This is a genomic window from Nocardia sp. NPDC059195, from assembly GCF_042754695.1.
GTDB lineage: Bacteria > Actinomycetota > Actinomycetes > Mycobacteriales > Mycobacteriaceae > Nocardia.
The window spans coordinates 13,550-32,327 of the sequence record NZ_JBHZBG010000007.1 but is presented as its reverse complement, the minus strand read 5'-3'; the positions used below and the strand labels follow the sequence as shown (position 1 = coordinate 32,327).

Annotated in this window: 15 protein-coding genes; 7 read left to right on the top strand and 8 right to left on the bottom strand. The window is 67.2% G+C overall.

The window, feature by feature from the left end; translation table 11 throughout:
• The first annotated feature begins 36 nt into the window (after positions 1-36).
• Both ACFXKN_RS11800 and ACFXKN_RS11795 read left to right on the top strand, forming a co-directional pair.
• Positions 37-1,002, top strand: coding sequence for a helix-turn-helix domain-containing protein (locus tag ACFXKN_RS11800; RefSeq protein WP_379432946.1), 966 nt, complete (start codon positions 37-39; stop codon positions 1,000-1,002).
• Between the two features lie 110 nt (positions 1,003-1,112).
• Positions 1,113-1,988: a nitrilase-related carbon-nitrogen hydrolase gene (locus tag ACFXKN_RS11795; RefSeq protein WP_378954070.1), complete on the top strand. Its 876-nt coding sequence runs from the start codon at positions 1,113-1,115 to the stop codon at positions 1,986-1,988.
• 31 nt (positions 1,989-2,019) lie between these two features.
• Here ACFXKN_RS11795 and ACFXKN_RS11790 read toward each other — a convergent pair whose 3' ends face one another.
• Positions 2,020-2,355, bottom strand: coding sequence for a metal-sensitive transcriptional regulator (locus ACFXKN_RS11790; protein WP_379432945.1), 336 nt, complete (start codon positions 2,353-2,355; stop codon positions 2,020-2,022).
• A 134-nt stretch (positions 2,356-2,489) separates the two neighbouring features.
• Between ACFXKN_RS11790 and ACFXKN_RS11785 the strand changes: the two genes are divergently transcribed.
• Entirely contained in the window at positions 2,490-3,296 is an 807-nt protein-coding gene (locus tag ACFXKN_RS11785; RefSeq protein WP_379432944.1) for an S-methyl-5'-thioadenosine phosphorylase, read from the top strand.
• On the opposite strand, the gene ACFXKN_RS11780 is transcribed toward ACFXKN_RS11785, so the two are convergent.
• Positions 3,297-4,280, bottom strand: coding sequence for a GAF domain-containing protein (locus ACFXKN_RS11780; protein WP_379432943.1), 984 nt, complete (start codon positions 4,278-4,280; stop codon positions 3,297-3,299). It lies immediately after the preceding gene.
• Between the two features lie 103 nt (positions 4,281-4,383).
• On the opposite strand from ACFXKN_RS11780, the gene ACFXKN_RS11775 reads away from it, so the two are divergent.
• Positions 4,384-4,944, top strand: coding sequence for an NADPH-dependent FMN reductase (locus ACFXKN_RS11775; RefSeq protein WP_378954085.1), 561 nt, complete (start codon positions 4,384-4,386; stop codon positions 4,942-4,944).
• A 36-nt stretch (positions 4,945-4,980) separates the two neighbouring features.
• Here ACFXKN_RS11775 and eccE read toward each other — a convergent pair whose 3' ends face one another.
• Positions 4,981-6,624 (bottom strand): type VII secretion protein EccE, encoded by a 1,644-nt coding sequence (eccE, locus tag ACFXKN_RS11770; protein WP_378954088.1) that lies wholly within the window; start codon positions 6,622-6,624, stop codon positions 4,981-4,983.
• 114 nt (positions 6,625-6,738) lie between these two features.
• On the opposite strand from eccE, the gene eccB reads away from it, so the two are divergent.
• Complete coding sequence (gene eccB / locus ACFXKN_RS11765) at positions 6,739-8,220, top strand: type VII secretion protein EccB (protein WP_378954094.1); 1,482 nt, start codon at positions 6,739-6,741, stop codon at positions 8,218-8,220.
• Here eccB and ACFXKN_RS11760 read toward each other — a convergent pair.
• From ACFXKN_RS11760 to eccD, 3 genes are all read right to left on the bottom strand, one after another.
• Complete coding sequence (locus ACFXKN_RS11760) at positions 8,217-8,978, bottom strand: potassium channel family protein (protein ID WP_378954100.1); 762 nt, start codon at positions 8,976-8,978, stop codon at positions 8,217-8,219. The two genes, eccB and ACFXKN_RS11760, sit on opposite strands and share 4 nt — an antisense overlap.
• A gap of 62 nt (positions 8,979-9,040) precedes the next feature.
• Entirely contained in the window at positions 9,041-10,396 is a 1,356-nt protein-coding gene (mycP, locus tag ACFXKN_RS11755; protein WP_379432942.1) for a type VII secretion-associated serine protease mycosin, read from the bottom strand.
• 59 nt (positions 10,397-10,455) lie between these two features.
• Entirely contained in the window at positions 10,456-11,898 is a 1,443-nt protein-coding gene (gene eccD / locus ACFXKN_RS11750) for a type VII secretion integral membrane protein EccD (RefSeq protein ID WP_378954281.1), read from the bottom strand.
• Between the two features lie 210 nt (positions 11,899-12,108).
• Here eccD and eccCa point away from each other — a divergent pair, with 210 nt between their 5' ends.
• Positions 12,109-16,149, top strand: coding sequence for a type VII secretion protein EccCa (gene eccCa, locus ACFXKN_RS11745; RefSeq protein ID WP_378954110.1), 4,041 nt, complete (start codon positions 12,109-12,111; stop codon positions 16,147-16,149).
• Complete coding sequence (locus ACFXKN_RS11740; protein WP_379432941.1) at positions 16,146-17,576, top strand: type VII secretion-associated protein; 1,431 nt, start codon at positions 16,146-16,148, stop codon at positions 17,574-17,576. Before eccCa ends, ACFXKN_RS11740 begins: the two co-directional genes overlap by 4 nt.
• A 15-nt stretch (positions 17,577-17,591) precedes the next feature.
• Here the strand turns inward: ACFXKN_RS11740 and ACFXKN_RS11735 are convergent, their stop codons facing one another.
• Positions 17,592-18,005 (bottom strand): type II toxin-antitoxin system VapC family toxin, encoded by a 414-nt coding sequence (locus tag ACFXKN_RS11735; protein ID WP_378919013.1) that lies wholly within the window; start codon positions 18,003-18,005, stop codon positions 17,592-17,594.
• Positions 18,002-18,253, bottom strand: a complete 252-nt coding sequence (locus ACFXKN_RS11730) for a hypothetical protein (RefSeq protein ID WP_378954118.1) — start codon at positions 18,251-18,253, stop codon at positions 18,002-18,004. Before ACFXKN_RS11730 ends, ACFXKN_RS11735 begins: the two co-directional genes overlap by 4 nt.
• Positions 18,254-18,778 lie beyond the last annotated feature (525 nt).

Below are 18,778 nucleotides of genomic sequence, written 5' to 3'. Positions count from 1 at the left end.
GGCGGCTATGTCTGAGCTGGCGGAGGTTGGCTGCCGATGGCGAACGAACCGACGACGCTCGAGTTCTCGGCGACGACGCCCCGGAGCGTGGAGTTCGAGCAATGGGAAGCGTTGATGACGCAGACCTATTTCCCGCTCGCACTCGACCCCACCTTGGACGCACCCACGTTCGGCAGGCTCACCAGCAGTGCGCTGCCCGGTGTCGCCGACTTCTCGCTGACCGCGCTCGCGGGTGGGAATCAGGAATTCCGGCGCACCAAGACCCATGTGGCATGTGCGGATGAGGAATACCTGCTGGTCAGCATTCAGGTCGCCGGTCAGGCCAGGCTCACGCAGGACGGCCGCTCGGTGCTGCTGAAGCCGGGCCAGATGACGTTCCTCGACACCGCGCGACCCTCGCTCTGGCACGACAGCGTGTCCTACGAGCAGGTGTGCGTGCGAGTGCCGACACGGCTGCTCCGCCTGCAGCCGGGGCTCGGCGAGGTGCGCATACCGACCGCCACCGTGATTGCTCCGGACAGCCCGGCGGGTGTGGTGGCCACCTACTTTCGTGAGCTCGCCCGGGTCCGCGCGCAATCGCCCGCGCAGGCCGACATCCTGGCCAGAAGCGCGCTCGACCTCCTCGGCTCGGCGGTGCTGCTCGCTTCGGGGAGCGAACCTACCGAGGCCCCCGCCGACGCGCTCAGTCGCGAACACGTCATGGTCTACCTCCGAAAGCATTGCACCGAACCGGAATTGACCGTCGACGAGGTTGCGGCAGCCTGCCACATCTCGCGCCGCACACTGTTTCGGATCTTCGACGGCACCGGCGACAGCCTCAGCACTACCCTGCGCAGACTGCGCGTCGCGCATGCGCAGAAACTGCTGGCCCGCAACAGAAGCCACCCGCCCGCGGCGGTCGCTTTCGCCTCGGGATTCGCCTCCGAACGGCACTTCTATCGCGTGTTCCAGCGGGAAACCGGAATGACGCCCGGTGCCTATCGGCAGTCGCGCTTCGGGTGATCAACGTGGCACCGATTGTCAGCGGCTTGGCGCAGTAGGGCTGTAAGCACGATCGTTGTTGCATCACACTGGATTTCGTTGGAACAGTGCGGTGTGAGGGGCGATCCACGATGTCGATTCGGATCAGGGCGGCAGCAGTGCAGGCCGAACCTGCGTGGCTGCATCTGCCTGCCGGTGTCGCGCAGACGATCGGGTTCATCGAGGACGCGGGCGCCGGTGGGGCGCAGCTCATCGCGTTTCCCGAGGTCTTTCTGCCGGGGTATCCCTGGTGGCTGTGGCTGAACTCGGTGGACTGGGGGTCGGAGTTCCAGTCGCGGTATCTCGCCAACTCGATGACCAGAGATGGCGCCGAGATGGCTGCCATCGCGGACGCGGCACAGTGGGCCCAGGTGCGGGTGGTGCTCGGGTTCGCCGAGCGGGCCGGCGACGAAATCTATATGTCGCAGGCGATGGTGAGCCCGGAGGGGCAGGTGCAGGTGGCGCGCAAGCAATGGCCGACGCCACTGGAACGTGAAGTCTTCGCCGACGGTGTGGCGCCGTCGGAGGTTTACCACACTGAACTGGGCCGGGTCGGCGTCCTGGGGGGAGCCGATCATCTGTGCCCGGACCGGCGCGTGGACCTGTGGCGGGAGCAGGTCCACGTTGCCGCGTTCTCTGGATTCACTGTGTATCACGAGGTCAGCGACGACATCGTGCTCGCGGTGAACAGCAAGGTCGCCGAACAGTACGCGCGCGACAGTGGGGTCGTGGTGATCGCGCCGACGGCGCTCGTTCCGATGACGGGCTGGTCGGTCGTCGACGCGCGTTCGCCGCAACATCTGCTGCTCAGCGGCGGCGGTGGGGTGGCCAGGATCCTCGGCCCGGACGGCCGTGACCTGGTGCGGCCGTTGCCGCCGGGCAAGTCGGGGCTGCTGTTCGCCGACTTCGTCATCGACGAGGCGGCCAATCCGTGGACCGACGGACAGGATTGCCTGCGTGCGGGCTAGCGATTCGCCCCGCGTTCGGTGCTACCCGGCTTCAGGACCTGACCAACCGTGCGATCGCGTCGGTGGCCTCTTTGATCTTGGCGTCGGCCTCGGGTCCACCGGCCACCGCGGCATCGACCACGCAGTGCGAGATGTGGTCCTCGAGCAGCCCCATCGCGACGGCCTGCAGCGCCTTGGTCATGGCGGAGACCTGGGTGAGGATGTCGATGCAGTATTTCTCCTCTTCGACCATCCGCTGGAGCCCGCGCGATTGGCCCTCGATGCGGCGCAATCGCTTGAGGTAGTCGTCCTTGGCGGTGATGTAGCCGTGGCCTGCGTGGCCCGCGTGCTCGTCGCCGGTCGCGGTGTCGGGGGTGGGTGTTGTCACCGTAGGTCTCCTCGCCTGCCTGGTAGCTCGCGTGGCGAACTAATACCCCCCTAGGGTACAGTTTCGCGGTGGAATTGTCAGATGACAGGTCCCCGGTGCTGCGCGCGCTCGGCCCGGACGGAAGAATCGGCGCTATGAGTTCGCTTCCCCGGCCCGCACTCGCCGTCATCGGCGGCAGCGGTTTCTATGACTTCTTCGACCACGACGCGGTGCACGTCGAGGTCGACACACCGTATGGCGCGCCGAGTGCGCCGGTCGCGATCGGGGAGGTCGAAGGCCGCGCCGTCGCCTTCCTGCCGCGGCACGGCAAGCAGCACGAGTTCGCCCCGCACACCCTGCCCTACCAGGCGAATATGTGGGCGCTGCGGGCACTCGGGGTACGCCGGGTGTTCGCGCCGTGCGCGGTCGGCAGCTTGCGCGCCGATTGGGGTCCGGGCACCGTGGCGGTGCCGGATCAGCTCGTCGACCGGACCTCGGGTCGTCCGCAGACCTACTTCGACGGTGGCGGCGTCCATGTCTCCTTCGCCGATCCCTACTGCGACGACCTGCGCGCCGCGGCGGTGAAGTCGGCGGGTGGGCTCCGAGTCGAGGATTCCGGCACGATGGTCGTGGTGGCTGGCCCGCGCTTCTCCACCCGCGCCGAGAGCCGCTGGTTCGCCGCGCAGGGCTGGGACCTGGTCAATATGACCGGACATCCAGAAGCCGTCCTCGCCCGTGAACTCGAAATGTGCTACGCCGCAGTCGCTCTCGTCACCGACTTGGATGCCGGCCTCGAAGAGGGTGCCGGCGTGCACGCGGTCGACGTGTTCGCCGAGTTCAAGAAGAACCTCGGACCGTTCAAGGAGCTCATGCGGCGCGCGATCACCGCGGTCGACGGCACCGACACCTGCGAGCGCTGCCAGGTGCATGCCGGGGTATCGCTGCCCTTCGAACTGCCCTGATCATCCCGGCGGCGCGGTGACCTGCAACTGGGCGAGCATGAAGGCAGGGGCCGCGCCGCCGCTGGGCAGCGGTGACACCTCGACGTCGACGGTGAGCCAGCCGCCCGCCTCGGCCGCCAGCCGCAACCCGCTCAGCCCGGCGTGCGTGGCACCGGCCAGTACCTCGGCGCGCAGCGCGGCGATCCTGGGGCGGTCGTCGGGGTGCGGGACGGTTCGCTCGTCGACCCCGCGCCACGTGAGCCCCGGCATCGGCTCGGTGACCCACCGCACCGCGCGGACCTGCGCGGTATCGAGGATGACCAGATACAGGCCGGGCCGCGATTCGCGCAGCAACTCGAGCGTCGTGGCCTCGAACGACTTGTGTTGTGGGGCAATACTGTCGGTGACATCGACGGCGACCCCACGCCACGCGAACCGCTGCTGATCGCCGCTGCCGTTGCGCGCGGCCACCAACAGTGAGCGCGGGCCGATCCCCGAATGCACGGTGGCGACTCCCGACCATCGGCTCCGGGGTTCCGAACGGTACAGCGCGGCAACGAATTCCAGGGCGCGATCGAACCGCTCAACACGCTGGAACGGCTCGGCACCGCTGTAGTCGACTGGTGCGGAACCGAAATGGGGTCCGAGCCCGGCGGGATGGGTGCGCATGACGCGGGCGTGCGCGTCGACCTGGAACGGGGCGACGCGCAGTTCGTCCGTCGGCACCTCCGGCCCAACCCACACCTTCACCGCATGCGCGGGGGATCCGGGCCACAGCACCGGCACAGCGCGAAACCGCAACTCCGACCACGGATTACGCGACTTCGGCAGCACCTCATCCACCGGTGCGCCGGTATCGTGCGCGGCCGCGATCAACGGCTGCAGCCGCGCCGGAATCGCCCGCTGATACGACGCCCACTCGCGCGGCGTGGTGCCCGCGGTCAACATCGACCAAGTCTGCGGTGTCCCCAATGTCTCCACCAACTGCCAACGTCCGACAATCACGCGACCCCCTGCGCCCCATGAACGAAACCGACCGCCCCTATCGTGCACGAGTCGACGAGCGGCTCCGGGACCGGGGCATTGGCGTGTCGATAAGCTCGGCGGCATGAACGCACCGCTGCGGTTGGAGATCATCGTCGCCAGTACCCGACCCGAGCGATTCGCGCCCGTGGTGGCCGGTTGGCTGGTCACCGCGCTGGGCGAGCGGCCGGAATTCGAGGTGGGGGTGCTCGATCTGCGCGATCTGGCGCTGCCCGTCGACCTCACCGAGACGCCGGAGGTCGCGGCGTTCCGGGCCAGGTTGGCCGTGGCGGACGCGTTTGTCGCTGTCACCTCCGAGTACAACCACGGGTACCCGGCTTCGCTGAAGACCGCGCTCGACAGCGCCAAGCACGAGTGGCGGGCCAAGCCGATCGGGTTCGTGTCCTACGGCGGCCTGTCGGGTGGGTTGCGCGCGGTCGAGCAGTTGCGTCAGGTGGTCGCGGAACTGCACATGGTGTCGGTGCGCGAATCGGTGAGCTTCGCCCAGGCCAAACGCCGCTTCGACAAGACCGGCATGACCACCGACGACGCCGCGATCGACGCGTGCGATCGCATGCTGAACCAATTGGCCTGGTGGGGTACAACTTTGCGCGCCGCCCGCACCGTGGAGCCCTATCCGGGCTGATCCGCTGAGCAGGATCTCCGTCGCCGGGTGGATTGATCAGGCCGAGGCCATCGTGCGCTGACCGCGCGGCTGGCCGATATAGGTCGACTCGCGGGGGATCGACACCAGCGTGAGGTTCACCCTGGTCGTTCCCGTGCGCAGAACGACGCGGTTGCCGATCGCGCCCGGCTGGAAGATCTCCAGATCGGGGCGAGAAGCGGGCCAGCCGTTCGGATCACCGGTGAGGTAGATCGTGGTGACACCGGCGTGCGGGGCAGGCGCGAGCACACCGTCGACGACCGTCGCGGTGAAACCCGCGTCGGACTGGTGTGTTTCGACCGCGATGGTGAGCCGCTCCGGATTGCCGACGGTGGTCACCAACTGCTCCCAAGCCTGCGCCCGATCGGTGCGCACCAGTACCCGCTCGCCGACGGCAAGCGCGCGGAACACCAACTGCTGGGCCAGATACAGCTCACCGGCCACATACACGGTGGAGATACCGACACCGACGATCCTGGTGGCCACACCGTTGCCCTCGTCATCGGAGCCGAGCAGCTGCCCGCAGCCCGACGACGGAAGATGCAGCGCGCCGATGACATCGATCGGGTACTCGATGGTCGGGATCGTGTCGTCGACACCGGGAACCGCGATCGGCAGGTGCGCCAGCAGCGCGTCGCGATGCCGACCGCTCATCGACACCATGCCCTTGGCCTTGGTCTTCTCGGGAAGTTCGCGCGCGGTCAGTCGCCATGCGGCACCGACGCTGACGGATTCGGCATCGCTACCGGGACGCAGCCGCACGGCGACCGTGGTACCCCGGGACGGCGCCACCCACAGCTGCGCGAGCAGATCCGAACCCAACTGCTTGGGATCCACCGCACTGCCGATATTCACCGCGTTGCCGATCTCGGCGTACTTCCACCGTTGACTCAGCGTGCGCGGATCGAGACCTGCGGTGATCTGCTGTACGGCCTTGCGGATCTCCGGCGCGGTGAGGATGCGCGCGTTGCAATCGGCGTCTTCGAGCGTGCGCATGATCCGCTGGGTGGCGATGGTCACCGAGCGGGACGCGCCGTCGGTGCCACCACCGCGACGGGCCGTCGCATCCGGGCAGTTCACCGCGTCGAAACTGATCGCGAGCCACACCGTGCGGTGCGCGGTCGCGGGCAGCGGGCCCAGCAGCGATTCGTAGATCGCGCCCGCGGGCGTGCCGGACCGGCTGCGGTGACCGTGGCTGATGATGTCGATCCCGCTGAGCAGGATGTCGTGCTGGTTGAGGCACGCGGCCAGTTCGGGCAGCGGCAACAGGTGCGAGGCGTGCACGGCCGTGCGGGCGATTCTGGTCAGCCCGCCACGCGGCGGCAGCACCTCGACGACGGTGACCACGCGACTGCCGTCCCAGTACAGACCGAGCGAACGGCCGTCGGTGTCACGGAAGTCGACGGTGTCGCCGAGCGTGTATTCGCGCTTGCCGGAATAGCGGCGCATGGTCGAGATCCAGTCGAGGATCGTGCGCTTGCCGAACGGGATCAGCGGCACGGCTGCCACCGCGATGGCGATGCCGAGCGCCGGCAGTGGGTCGAGCCCGCAGATCAGCGCAACAACCCCCGCGATCAGGCCGAGGACCTGCGCAATGAGTAGGTGCGGCAGCGAAATCCGACCGAACAGCGGGCGCGGTCCCGCCCCGGTGAACTCAGCCATTCGTTCCTCCCCCAGGTACCCGATTGTCGATCGACCGATGGCCGAATGCGAACAACTGCTGCCGGGAACTGTACTGTGTTGCCCGGACGAGAGCACTGTTCGGGGGAGGAACCAATGCCTTCAAAACCCACAACGCGCTGGCAGGTCAGCGGATACCGCTTCCTGGTGCGGCGAATGGAGCACGCCCTGGTGCGCCGGGATGTGCGGATGTTGCACGACCCGATGCGCGCGCAGACCCGTGCCTACGTGGTCGGACTGGTGCTCGGCATCGTGGTCCTCGCCGGTTGCGGCGTACTCGCGCTGATCAAGCCGCAGGACAAGATCGGCGACAGCAAGATCCTGATCGCCAAGGAATCCGGCGGCGTCTACGTGGTCGTCGACAATGTCGTGCACCCCGCGCTGAACCTGGCCTCGGCCCGGTTGGCGGCCGGTGAGGCGTCCAAGGCGTCGATCGTCAAGGAATCCGAGCTCGGCAAGAAGCCGCGCGGTCAGCTGATCGGCATTCCCGGCGCTCCGTCGTCGATCCTCTACGACAAAAATGGCAAGGGCCGGGCGTGGACGGTGTGCGATCGGCTCAAGTCCGACGGCAGCGCCGATCTGACGACGTCGGTGCTGGCCGGTGACCCGAGTCTGGGTGATAAGGCGTCGAAGGTGGACGAAGGCAAGGCGTTGCTCGTGAAGGGCAAGGATTCGGTCTACCTGGTCTACGACGGCAAGCGCGCCCGCGTGAAGATGGACGATCCGGCCGTTACGCACGCCCTCGGCATCACCGGCCTGACTCCGCGTCCGATCGGCGAGGGTCTGCTCAACGCGATTCCCGAAGTGCTGCCGCTGATCACGCCGGTCATCGACAACCCCGGCGCCACACCGTCTTACAACGTGAGCGGCCACAAGATCGGTGACGTGGTCCAGATCTTCAACGAGTCCAACCAGAACTTTGTGGTGCTCCAGGACGGGCTGCAACCGATTTCGGCAGTGACCGCCCAGATCATCCGCAATTTCTATCCAACGGTCATGGCGGGCACCACTATTCAGTCCACCGACCGAACCTTCGCGCCGACGGTGCAGCATCCGCTGAAGGTGCAGGACTACCCGCGTGACCGGCCGACGCTGATCACCGCCAAGGACCAGCCCGTCAGCTGCATGTCGTGGAAGCCGATCGCGGGCGCCACCGACAACGCCGACGCCACCGCTCGCGCCGAACTGACCTTGCTCACCGGTATCGACCTGCCGATCCCGGACAGCGCGAAGATGGTCGATCTCGCGCAGGCCGACGGTGCGGGCCCCAACGCGGACACGGTCTTCATCCCGCCCGCTTCGGGCGCCTACGTGCAGTCCACCGGGATCGAACCGAACAGCCGCCGCAAGGACAGCCTGTTCTACATCGCCGACACCGGCGTCCGCTTCGGCATCAAGAACGCCGACGCGGTCAAGGCGCTCGGCCTCGAGGAAGTCACCGCCGAACCGGCGCCATGGCCGATCATCGGGCTGCTCGCGGGTGGGCCGACGATGGGCCGGGAAGAGGCGATGGTCGCGCACGACGGTGTCGCACCGGATCCCTCACCCGCCAAGAAGCCTGTCGCCGCGGTGAATTAGTCGGGCGGGGTCGTCGTGCTGCCGGAACGGAGCTCGGCGACCTCGGTCCGCAAGGCTTTGACCTCCTCGACCAGTTCGCGGAGCATGCTCTCCGCGCGGTCGGCGGCGTCGTCGACGGTCTTGAGTTGTTCGACAACCCAGCTGGTCATGGTGCCGATGGCGAACGAGATCAGGCCGATGCCCAAGGTCATCAGGACCAGCGAGACCAGGCGGCCCTCGGTGGTCACCGGGTAGACGTCGCCGTAGCCCACCGTTGTCACCGAGACCGCCGACCACCACAGTGCGTCACCGAAGGTCTCGATCTTGGAGTCGGGAGCGCCGTACTCGGCGTCGAAGAAGGCCAGACTCGACAGCAGCAGGATCAGCACGGAACTGGTGGCGACGAAGGTCACCAGGCGGGTGCGCGGGTGCGTCGCGCGGTTGAGGGCATCGAGCAACAGCAGGGAAGCCCGGAGCAGGCGCAGCGGCCGAAACGGCGGCACGAGCACGACCAGCAGGTCGAGCGGGTGCTTGCGGATGAAGCGCAGGCGCTCGCCCGACAGCCACAACCTCACCGCGAAATCGACGAAGAACACCGCCCAGATCGCGATATCCGCCAGGAGAAGACCGGTGTCGAGGCGGGGCGACACATCGGTGTCGAGCACCCGCCACGCGTACATGATGACGAACACCACCGCGAGCACCATCAACGGCAGATTGGTCGCGCGCTCCCACCGCTGTCGGCGCGTGAGTGGGCGTTCGGTCGTTGACGAATTCATGCGGCTACCTGGATCGACGGGGTCGGGCCCGCCGACCGTACCTTGCTCTGTGGTCGAGCAGGTCAGAGATCGTCGGCCGACATCCCGAACTTGCGCCGGATCGGGAACGACGCCAGCACACCGAGTACCAGGATGAGGCCGATGGCACCGGAACCGATCAGGGCCACATTGCGCGCGGTGTTGTCCGCGGGCGGCTCGGGTGCGGGCACCGCGAGCTGCTGGCTGCGGGCCGGGCTGGCCTGCTTCGGCGGAAGCTCTTTGGGCACTTCATTCGTCAGCGCGGCGACGGGATCGACGGCGCCGTAACCGATGTACGGATTCCAGCCCTCGGCCGGTGCGTGGGCAGTGGCCTGCAGCCGCTCGATGACCTGCTTCGCGGTCAGATCCGGGAACCTGTCGCGCACCAGCGCTGCGACACCGGCGACATACGGCGAAGCGAAACTCGTTCCGCTGTAAGCCATGTACTTGCCCTGGTTGTCGTACTTGCCGTCGGAGATGCCGGTGGTCCTGGCATCGAGGGACGTAATGCCTTCTCCCGGTGCGGCGATGCCGACCCACGGACCCGGCACGGTGAACGATGACGGTGCGCCGTTGGCGCCGATCGAGCCCACCGAGAGCACGTACTCGTCGTACCAGGCTGGGTTCACGTAGGTGCGGATCGTGCTCCACAGATCCTGTGCGGGCTTGAGTGGGTCGGGCCCGGGATTGCCTGACTTGCAGGCATTGTCGGAGTTACCCGCCGAGCTGACGATCACCACGTCCTTCTCCAGCGCCGCATATCGCACAGCCGCACCGAGTGCGCCGAACGCCGCCTCGTTGGCCGGGGAACTGCTGTTGCAGGCGACGAGAGAGATATTGATCACACTAGCGCCGAAGTCGGCGGCCCGCCTGATCGCGCTCGCGAGCGAGGAGACCTTGCCGTAGCCCTCGGGGAAGTCGTCGGGTCCCTTGTTCCGCCCGGCGCCCTCGGACTGGTAGAGCGAGCTGGTCTGGCGAATGCTGAGGATGCGGGCCTCCGGCGCGACACCGGAGAAGCCCTGGCCTTCGACCTTGGTCGCGCCGATGATTCCGGCGACAACAGTGCCGTGTACATCACAGTCTTCGGTGCCGTCGCCACCGGCGGCCACGTAGTCGCCGCCTGCCCACAGGTCGGGCAGCCGGGGATGCGGTTGCACACCGGTGTCGATCACCGCGACGAGTTGCCCTGCGCCACGGGAGAATTGCCACGCCCGTTCCAGGTCGAGCGAACGTTGGCTGGGCGGGATCACTGCCGTCGCCGTGCTCGCCTGGGTTCGGAAGCACAGTCCGTTGGTACCACTGCCGCGCTCGGTCTTGTCCGGCGGCGCGGCGGGATCTCCCGCGGGCAACATTCCGGGGTCGATAGCGGGCGGCCGATCAGCGAAAGCCGTTCCGCTCACACCGAATCCGGCGTTAAGCCCGACGACAAGAGCAACGGCCGTCAGTCGAAAGCCGAGCCTCACAGCCCGCGAACCAGCGAGTAGAGATCGGCGACCCAGAACACCAGCGGCAGCACCGCGGCGACGAACGCGTACTCGAGCAGCTCGACGGCCCGGCGCATCGGCGGTGTCGCGGACTGGTTCGGCACGATCAGGCCCATCACCAGCGCCGAGATCAGGATCACCAGCGCGGCACCGAAAACGACCAGGGGCTGGCGCATTTCGAGCGCGACGCCGATCAGCATGATCAGCACAATCGCCGAGCCACCCGCGATCAGCACAATGGCCTGCTCGGCGCCCGCGTAGGTGCGGCTGCGGAACATCAGCACCACCGCGCACACCAGGGCCAGCGAGATACCGGGCCAGTACGGATCCTCGGCACCGGCGTTGGTCGACAGCAGCGCGCCGGCGACGGTGACCAGGGTGGTCGCGCTGACCAGGCCGGCGAGGTAGTTGCGGGCCCGCTCCGACCGCGCGCGCAGTGCATCGAGGGTCGGCAGGGCGCGGTGGTCGTCGGGGTCGTCCTCGGTCGGATCGATCGGGGTGCCGGGGGAGGGGACCGGCGGCAACGGCAGTTTGGCCAGCAGCATCGAAACGCGTGGCGAGAGTGACAGCGCGGCCAAACCGAGCGCGGCGACGACCGCGCCGATCCCCTTGGCCGACTGATCGGTGAGCAGCCCCACCAGCGCGGCGGGCACGCCGAACACCGCGACGGTCGCCGCTCCGATGAACAGCGCGAGGCCGATGCCGGTGACCCGCCAAGCGAGCACCGCGATGGCGCCGAGCAGCGCGAATCCGAGCAGCAGATGCGCCGCGCCGTAATGATCGGGGACCAGCAGCATGCCGCCGGTGAACGCGGTCGGCAGCGCACAGCCCGCGAGCACCAGCGCGGCCGAGGCGTCGCGATACATGCGGCTCAGCACCGTGCCAGCCACCACGCAGAGGATCGAGACGAACAACGCCAGCGACCCGGAAACCCAGAACGGCAACGCATCCGGCGCGGCCAGCAGTCCGAAGCAACCGACCAGCATGGTGAGCGCGGCGAGCACCGAACCGGTAATGCGGGCCGTCTTCGGCGTCCAGCTGCGGTAGTGCTCGGCGTCGGCGACCGCGACGTTGTACATGATGTCGTCGAACAGTGGCGTCGGCGCCGCGTGCGAGGCGCTCTCCAGCATGAGCAGCTCGCCGTCGCGCACACCCTGTTCGCCGAGGCTCAGCGAGTTCGAGAACGGGGGGTGGCCGATGCGCGCGAGCACCCATTCGGCCGGCTCGTAGCGTTCGCCGTCGTTGTCGAACTCATTCGAGCGGCTGTGCTGCGCGACCATGTCGACCACGCTGGGAATGACAAGGGCAACCGGTACATCGACCGGAATAGCCATGTCTACCTGCGTGTGCTTGGCCAGAATGGTTACTCGGGCAAGGTCCGGCGCGCGTACGATGCCGCGTGCGGAGTCCTCTTCCACATGATCGAGTCGCGCGTGCGTCAAAACTCCCCCAGTTCCGTCTTAACCTCGTGTTTCCGCTCGACCGCTCAAACGGTCGACAGTTTGCGGAACCCACCGTTCGGACAGCAGAATGCCTGACGAACCATACGACATGTCAGCCGCGACCTCTACACTGAGCCCGTCGCGACGACAGATGAGCGAGTAGTCAAGCAGGGGGAGTCTTCGACCATGAGCACCGTCAGGTTCCAGCGCCGTGCCCGGCGCGAGATGCCGCGCACCCCAGGTGGCGAGGTCACCTTGCAGCCGCCGCCGGAGATCCCGCGGATCACCCCGGGCAGCCTTTTGATGAAGCTGATGCCCGTCGTGATGGTGGTCGGCATGGTCGGCATGATGGCGCTGATGTTCACCACCGGCGGCAAGAACATGATGTCGAACCCGATGTCGATGATGTTCCCGATGATGATGATCATGTCGATGGTCACCATGTTCGGACAGGGTGGTGGCAAGGGCGCCAAGGCCGCCGAGGCCAACGAGGACCGCAAGGACTACCTGCGCTACCTCGATCAGGTCCGTAAAGATGTCGACGAGACCGCCAAGCAGCAGCGCGCCGCCGTCGAGTGGAGCCACCCCGAGCCCGGCCTGATCTGGATGCTCGCCGGCACCAGCCGGATGTGGGAGCGCCGCTCCGGCGACAAAGACTTCTGCCACGCGCGCATCGGCCTCGGTGGTCAGCGTCTGGCGACCAGGCTGGTGGCTCCGGAAACCGGCCCTGTCGAAGAACTCGAGCCCATCGCCGCGGTGTCGCTGCGCCGTTTCGTGCGCGCGCATTCCACGGTTCCCGACCTGCCGACCGCTATCGCGGTGAAGGGCTTCGGCACCGTCGCCCTGGACGGCGACCGCGCCCAGGCGCGCGACATGACGCGCGCGATGTTGTTGCAGCTGTGCATGTTCCAGGCGCCCGACCAGGTGCTCGTCGCGGTGGTCTGTGGCCCGGACACCGCCCGCGAGTGGGAGTGGACCAAGTGGCTGCCCCACACCCAGCACCCCGAGGTGCAGGACGGCATCGGCACCCAGCGCATGTTCTACGGCTCCATCCGCGAGGCCATGAGCGGCCTGCATCCGCTGCTCGGCAACCGGGTGCGTTACTCGCGTAACCAGCCGAACAACCCGAACATGGTGCACGTGGTGATCGTCGTCGACGGCGGTCTGCTCGAGGCCGAGGACGACCAGCTGCGCGAGTCCGGGTACGAGGGTGTCACCATCATCGACCTGTGCAATTACGCACCGCGCCTTGCTGTTTCGCGCGGCATCAAGATGGTCGTCGAAGACGGCGAGTGCCTCGGTCGCGGCGCCACCGGCAACCAGGAACGCTTCGCCACCATCGACCGGGTCAGCGCCGAGCAGGCCCAGCAGCTCGCCCGCAGGCTCGCGCCCTACCGCGCGGCCACCCAGCGCAGCAGCGACGTCGAGACCGACGAGACCGAGACGATCTCCACCTGGTCGCAGCTGATGAGCCTGGGTGATATCGGTAACTTCAACCCGGCCAGCGCCTGGCGTCCCCGCTACGGCCGCGAGCGTCTGCGCGTGCCGTTCGGCATCGGCGCCGACGGTGCCCCGGTGGAACTCGACATCAAGGAAGCCGCCGAGAACGGCATGGGCCCGCACGGCCTGTGCATCGGCGCGACCGGTTCGGGTAAGTCGGAATTCCTGCGCACCCTGGTGCTCAGCCTGCTCGCCACCCACTCGCCCGACCAGCTCAACCTGGTCCTGGTCGACTTCAAGGGTGGCGCGACGTTCCTCGGCCTCGACGGCGTCCCCCACGTCGCCGCGGTCATCACCAACCTCGAGGACGAAGCCGACCTCGTCGACCGCATGAAGGACGCACTGGCGGGCGAGATGAACCGCCGCCAGGAAGTCCTGCGGCAGGCGGGCAACTTCGCCAACGTCTCCGAATACGAGAAGGCCCGTGCGGCAGGTGCCGACCTGGACCCGCTGCCCGCGCTGTTCGTCGTGCTCGACGAGTTCTCCGAACTGCTCACCCAGCACCCCGACTTCGCGGAACTGTTCGTGATGATCGGCCGCCTCGGCCGCTCGCTGCAGGTCCACCTCCTGCTCGCTTCGCAGCGTCTGGAGGAAGGCAAGCTCAAGGGCCTGGAGTCGCACCTGTCCTACCGGATCGGCCTGAAGACCTTCTCCGCCAACGAGTCCCGTCAGGTCCTCGGTGTCCCCGACGCCTACAACCTGCCGAGCACCCCCGGTGGCGGTTACCTGAAGTCCGACTCGGGCGAGATCCAGCGCTTCCAGGCCTCGTATGTGTCGGGTACGTATGTCGGTGGTGGTTCGGCCCGCGAGGTCACCAGTGCCGGCATCGTCGGCGGCGAGATCGATATCAACGCCCGCCCGTTCAACGCGACCCACGTCGGATTCCGTGCGGCCGACCGGGTTCCGGTGCCGGTGGAAGCCGAGTTCGTGCCGGAGCCGGTCGGCGATGAGAACGAACAGATGTCGAACCTGAACATGCTGGTCTCGCGCATCGCGGGCCACGGCCGTCCCGCCCACGAGATCTGGCTGCCGCCGCTCGAGGAGGCGCCGACCATGGATCAGCTCGTGCCGCGCTCGATCCTCACCGGCGAGTTCTCCGCGATCGCGACCCTGCGCGCCCCGATGGGCATCGTCGACCGCCCCTACGACCAGCGTCGCGACCCGTTCGTCGTCGACCTGTCGGGTTCGCGAGGCAACGTCGCGATCGTCGGTGGTCCGCAGTCGGGCAAGTCGACCGCTCTGCGTTCGATGATCATGGCGATGGCGCTCACCCACACCGCTGAGCAGGTGCAGTTCTACTGCCTCGACTTCGGTGGTGGCACGATGGCCAGCCTGCTCGGCCTGCCGCATGTCGGTTCGGTGGCCAGCCGCCTCGACGAGGATCAGGTCCGGCGCACCGTCGCCGAGATGACCACGATCGTCCGTACTCGTGAGGCGAAGTTCCGTCAGCTCGGCATCGAGTCGATGGTCGAGTTCCGTCGGCTGCGTTCGATGGACCCGGCCTCCAGCCCGGCCGCGGCCGGCGCGCACGAGGATCCGTTCGGCGATGTGTTCCTGGTGATCGACGGCTACGGCTCGATCCGCCAGGACTTCGACGCGCTCGAGCAGGTCATCATGAACCTTGCGGTGCAGGGTCTTTCGTATGGCGTGCACGTGGTGATCGCGCTCGCGCGCTGGGCGGAAGCCCGCCCCGCGCTCAAGGACCAGATCGGCACCCGCATCGAGCTCCGCCTCGGTGACCCGATGGATTCCGACCTCGGCCGTAAGTTCGCGTCGCTGGTTCCGCAGGGTCGGCCGGGTCGCGGTATGACCGCCGAGTGCCTGCACATGCTCACCGCGTTGCCGCGGATCGACGGTTCCGCCGATCCGTCGAACCTCGGTCAGGCGGTGGCGAGCGCCGTGGAGACGATCGCCCGGATGACACCGGGACGTCCCGCACCGCAGGTCCGCATGCTGCCCGACAACCTGCCCCGCGAACAGCTGCTGTACCTGGCCGGGAACTGGCCATCACGCGTCGATCCTTCGACCAAGTGCATGCGCATCCCGATCGGTATCAACGAGGCCGAGCTCGCCCCGGTCTACATCGATTTCGCGGAGAGCCCGCACTTCATCATCATCGGTGACTCCGAGTCCGGTAAGACCACGCTGCTGCGCTCGATCATCGAGGGCATCGCGGCGTCGAACACCCCGAACGAGGCGCGCTTCATCGTCGGTGACTACCGCCGCTCGATGCTGGGCATCATCCCCGAGGGCTACCAGGCCGGATACGGTTCCACCGCACCACAATTCACGCAGAACATGGCCGATCTCGCGGCATATGTGGCCAAGCGGACCCCCGGTCCCGAGGTGACGCCACAGCAGCTGCGTGAGCGTTCGTGGTGGACCGGCCCCGAGCTGTATGTGCTCGTCGACGACTACGACCTGGTCGCCACCTCGTCGGGCAACCCGGTCGCCGCGCTCGTCGAGCATCTGCCGCATGCCCGCGATCTCGGCTTCCACCTGATCATCGCCCGCCGCTCCGGTGGCGCCAGCCGCGCCATGTACGAGGCGACACTGGCGCGGATGAAGGACCTCGGTTCGGCCGCACTGGTGATGAGTTGCAACAAGGACGAAGGCGTCATGGTCGGCACCACGCGCCCCGGCCCCAAGCCTGCCGGTCGTGGCACGTTCGTCACGCGTAATACCGAGGGCCTGGTCCAGACCGCCTGGATGCCGCAACCGGAATGACCGTCGTCGAGCTCGTTGTCAGCGAAGCCAAAGTGTGGGCGCGTGGCGCCACCACCCACTGGGATGTCGCGCCGTCGGTTGTGTTGGGTAGCAACGGTTCCGATCTCGTCGTCGGTGAGCCGCTGACCCCGCCCACCCAGGCGGTGTCAGCGGTGCAGTACCTGGCCGGCGGTGTGATCGCGTTGCCGCCTCGGATGCCGACGGTGGGCCAGGCGCTGTCCGCGGTGCTCGGGGCGATCATGGACACCCTGCGGGTGACGCCGCTGTGTGAGCGGATAGTCGTCGTGCACCCCACCTCGTGGGGGCAGCCGGAGCTGGACCTGTTCGGTACTGCCGCAGGGCAATTCACCCACGAGGTCGTGTTCGAGACCTGTGCCCTGCGCGCTTCGGCGGTCGACGTCACCGCCAGCCGCAGTCGGCGCACCGCGATCATCGAGTTCGGCATGCTGTCGACCTCGGCGTCGTCGGTCATCTACGACACGAACGGCTCCCATGTCGAGGCGGTCGAGGTCGAACCCAACCTCGCGGCCGCCGAACTCGCCGACGAGGACGGCTTCGGCCACCTCACGGCACTTCTCGGCCGCCTGCTGGCCGATCGCCCCGCCGACGTCGTCCAGGTGTTCGGCACCACCGATCCCGCGGTACTCGCCTCGGTGACCGCTGTCATCGAAAGCGTATGCGGCGCAGGGGTACCCGTGAGCACGCTGACGGGCACCGACCTCGCCCGCCCCACCCAGAAGACCCCGGCCTACACGCCGACCATCCCGCCCGCGGCCGAGTGGATGCAACCCCTGCGCGAGCGCGCCGCGGCCACCAACCCGGTCGATCGTCGTCCCCTCTACATCGGCGCCGCGGCCTTGGTCGCTGTCGTCGCCGCGGCTGCCATCGGCGGCTTCTTCCTGTTCGGCTCCGGTGACCAGGAGGCAACCGCCGCCGTCGCACACACCACCACGCCGACAATCATCAGTTCCGCGCCACTGCCCACGTCATCGAAGCCGAAGCCGAAACCTTCCACCGAAAAAGTCGGCCGAGTCGTCGTAGAAGTCCCCGCGGGCTGGCATCGCACCACCGCCACCGATGCCCGCGCCGACCTCGTCGCCGACAACGCCGCCCGCCACCGCATCACCATCACCCAGAAACCGGTCACCCCCGGTGCGGGCTACGACGAGGTCGCCGCCGACCTCACCGCCCAGATCGCCAAGAAACCCGCAGGCACAGTCACCCCCGTCCGCCAAGACGTAGTCTTCGCCGGCCGCCCCGGCCTCTCCTACGAAGAACGCCCCGCCGACGGATCCACCGTCCGCTGGCAGGTGCTTGTCGAACGCGGCGTCCAGGTCAGCATCGGGTGTCAGTACGCCGAAAACGGCTGGGATGGTGTGATGTCCGCCTGCGAGCAGGTAGTCGGAGCGGTCCACGTCGGGCCGTAAGGTTGGCGACCAGCGTCAGTCTGGTAGAAGTCGCACCGGATCACGATGCCGAGTGCGTACGGCATGAAAATGTCTGCGGTCCAGGGTGGCAATCTCGGTCACCCCAAGTCGTTCAGCGACTGCGATGACCGACGCGTCAACTGCGCCCAAAGGGAAGTCCGCGTACTGCCGGACGAGCTCTGCCATCCGAGCCAGGTCTACATCGGTGAGGCCGACCAGCTCAATTTCCCCGGCTGCGACCGACTCCAAGAAACGTGCCTCAGCGCTGGGGCCTACTCGTGTCTCGAGGAAGTAGCAGACCTCGCCGAGCACAGGCCCAGGGATGAGCACAGGCCCGGGATGATGCTCGAGAAACGCCAAACAACGGTCGTGCGCAGCGTCGTTGGCGTTGAGTACCGCTACCAGGGGGCCCGTATCACAGACAATCACTTTGTCTGCTCGCCGCGCTCTTCCCGAAGGTAGTCCTCTGACCTCTCAGCGAGATCGGGCTCGGCGTGCATGAGACCGGCGAACGACAGGCGGCGTCGACGACCGCCAGCAGGCTCGGCGGCTGCATTCGGTTGAGGTCCGTCTGCAACCACTAACTGCAATGCGACAGCGCGGAGCGCACGAGCCTGGCTCGGCGTGAGCCGATCTACCAACCCGTGCAGGTCTTCGTAGTCGTGCGCTGCAGTCATGCCTCGATTCTAGCCGTCACACGCGAACTTGCAGGCCAGAGCCATGTATCGACCTCCAGAACCCGCACCCAAACCTGGGGCCAGCACATTGCTGAGGTCGAGGCTCGGAACGCCGCGCTCGAAGACACACTGGAGGATGCTCCGCAGACCCTCCGGGCGGGCCGGGCCGGAAACTGTTGTGAATAATTCGGTAACCGGCTGCGGTGACACTTTGGGAGTCCTCACCGCCCAAATCGCCAAAACCCGAAGGCTCAGGTCGAGGGTTTCATACTCCAGAACCGGGTTGAGCGATGGTCTCTTCGAGAGTTGACGCGGTGAGGATCTGGCACATGCTGATACTCGTCGATCAGAGACGACATCCGTAATGCGCCTCGGAGCCAGACCAGTCAATATTCCTTCCATGCTGGGGTTATGTCACGTAGATTCCGCGATTTCGGACTCTGGATTCCGCAATTTCGGTCAATATTTTCCGCAACTCCGGGCCGCTGGTTTGTCATGCGAACCCTCCTGCGTAGGGACGGGCCC

Coding starts and splice junctions, on each gene's coding strand:
- ACFXKN_RS11785 (WP_379432944.1), top strand. CDS start 2,490: ATGAGTTCGCTTCCCCGGCCCGCACTCGCCGTCATCGGCGGCAGCGGT.
- ACFXKN_RS11800 (WP_379432946.1), top strand. CDS start 37: ATGGCGAACGAACCGACGACGCTCGAGTTCTCGGCGACGACGCCCCGG.
- ACFXKN_RS11775 (WP_378954085.1), top strand. CDS start 4,384: ATGAACGCACCGCTGCGGTTGGAGATCATCGTCGCCAGTACCCGACCC.
- ACFXKN_RS11730 (WP_378954118.1), bottom strand. CDS start 18,253: ATGACTGCAGCGCACGACTACGAAGACCTGCACGGGTTGGTAGATCGG.
- eccE (WP_378954088.1), bottom strand. CDS start 6,624: ATGGCTGAGTTCACCGGGGCGGGACCGCGCCCGCTGTTCGGTCGGATT.
- eccCa (WP_378954110.1), top strand. CDS start 12,109: ATGAGCACCGTCAGGTTCCAGCGCCGTGCCCGGCGCGAGATGCCGCGC.
- eccB (WP_378954094.1), top strand. CDS start 6,739: ATGCCTTCAAAACCCACAACGCGCTGGCAGGTCAGCGGATACCGCTTC.
- ACFXKN_RS11795 (WP_378954070.1), top strand. CDS start 1,113: ATGTCGATTCGGATCAGGGCGGCAGCAGTGCAGGCCGAACCTGCGTGG.
- ACFXKN_RS11760 (WP_378954100.1), bottom strand. CDS start 8,978: ATGAATTCGTCAACGACCGAACGCCCACTCACGCGCCGACAGCGGTGG.
- ACFXKN_RS11740 (WP_379432941.1), top strand. CDS start 16,146: ATGACCGTCGTCGAGCTCGTTGTCAGCGAAGCCAAAGTGTGGGCGCGT.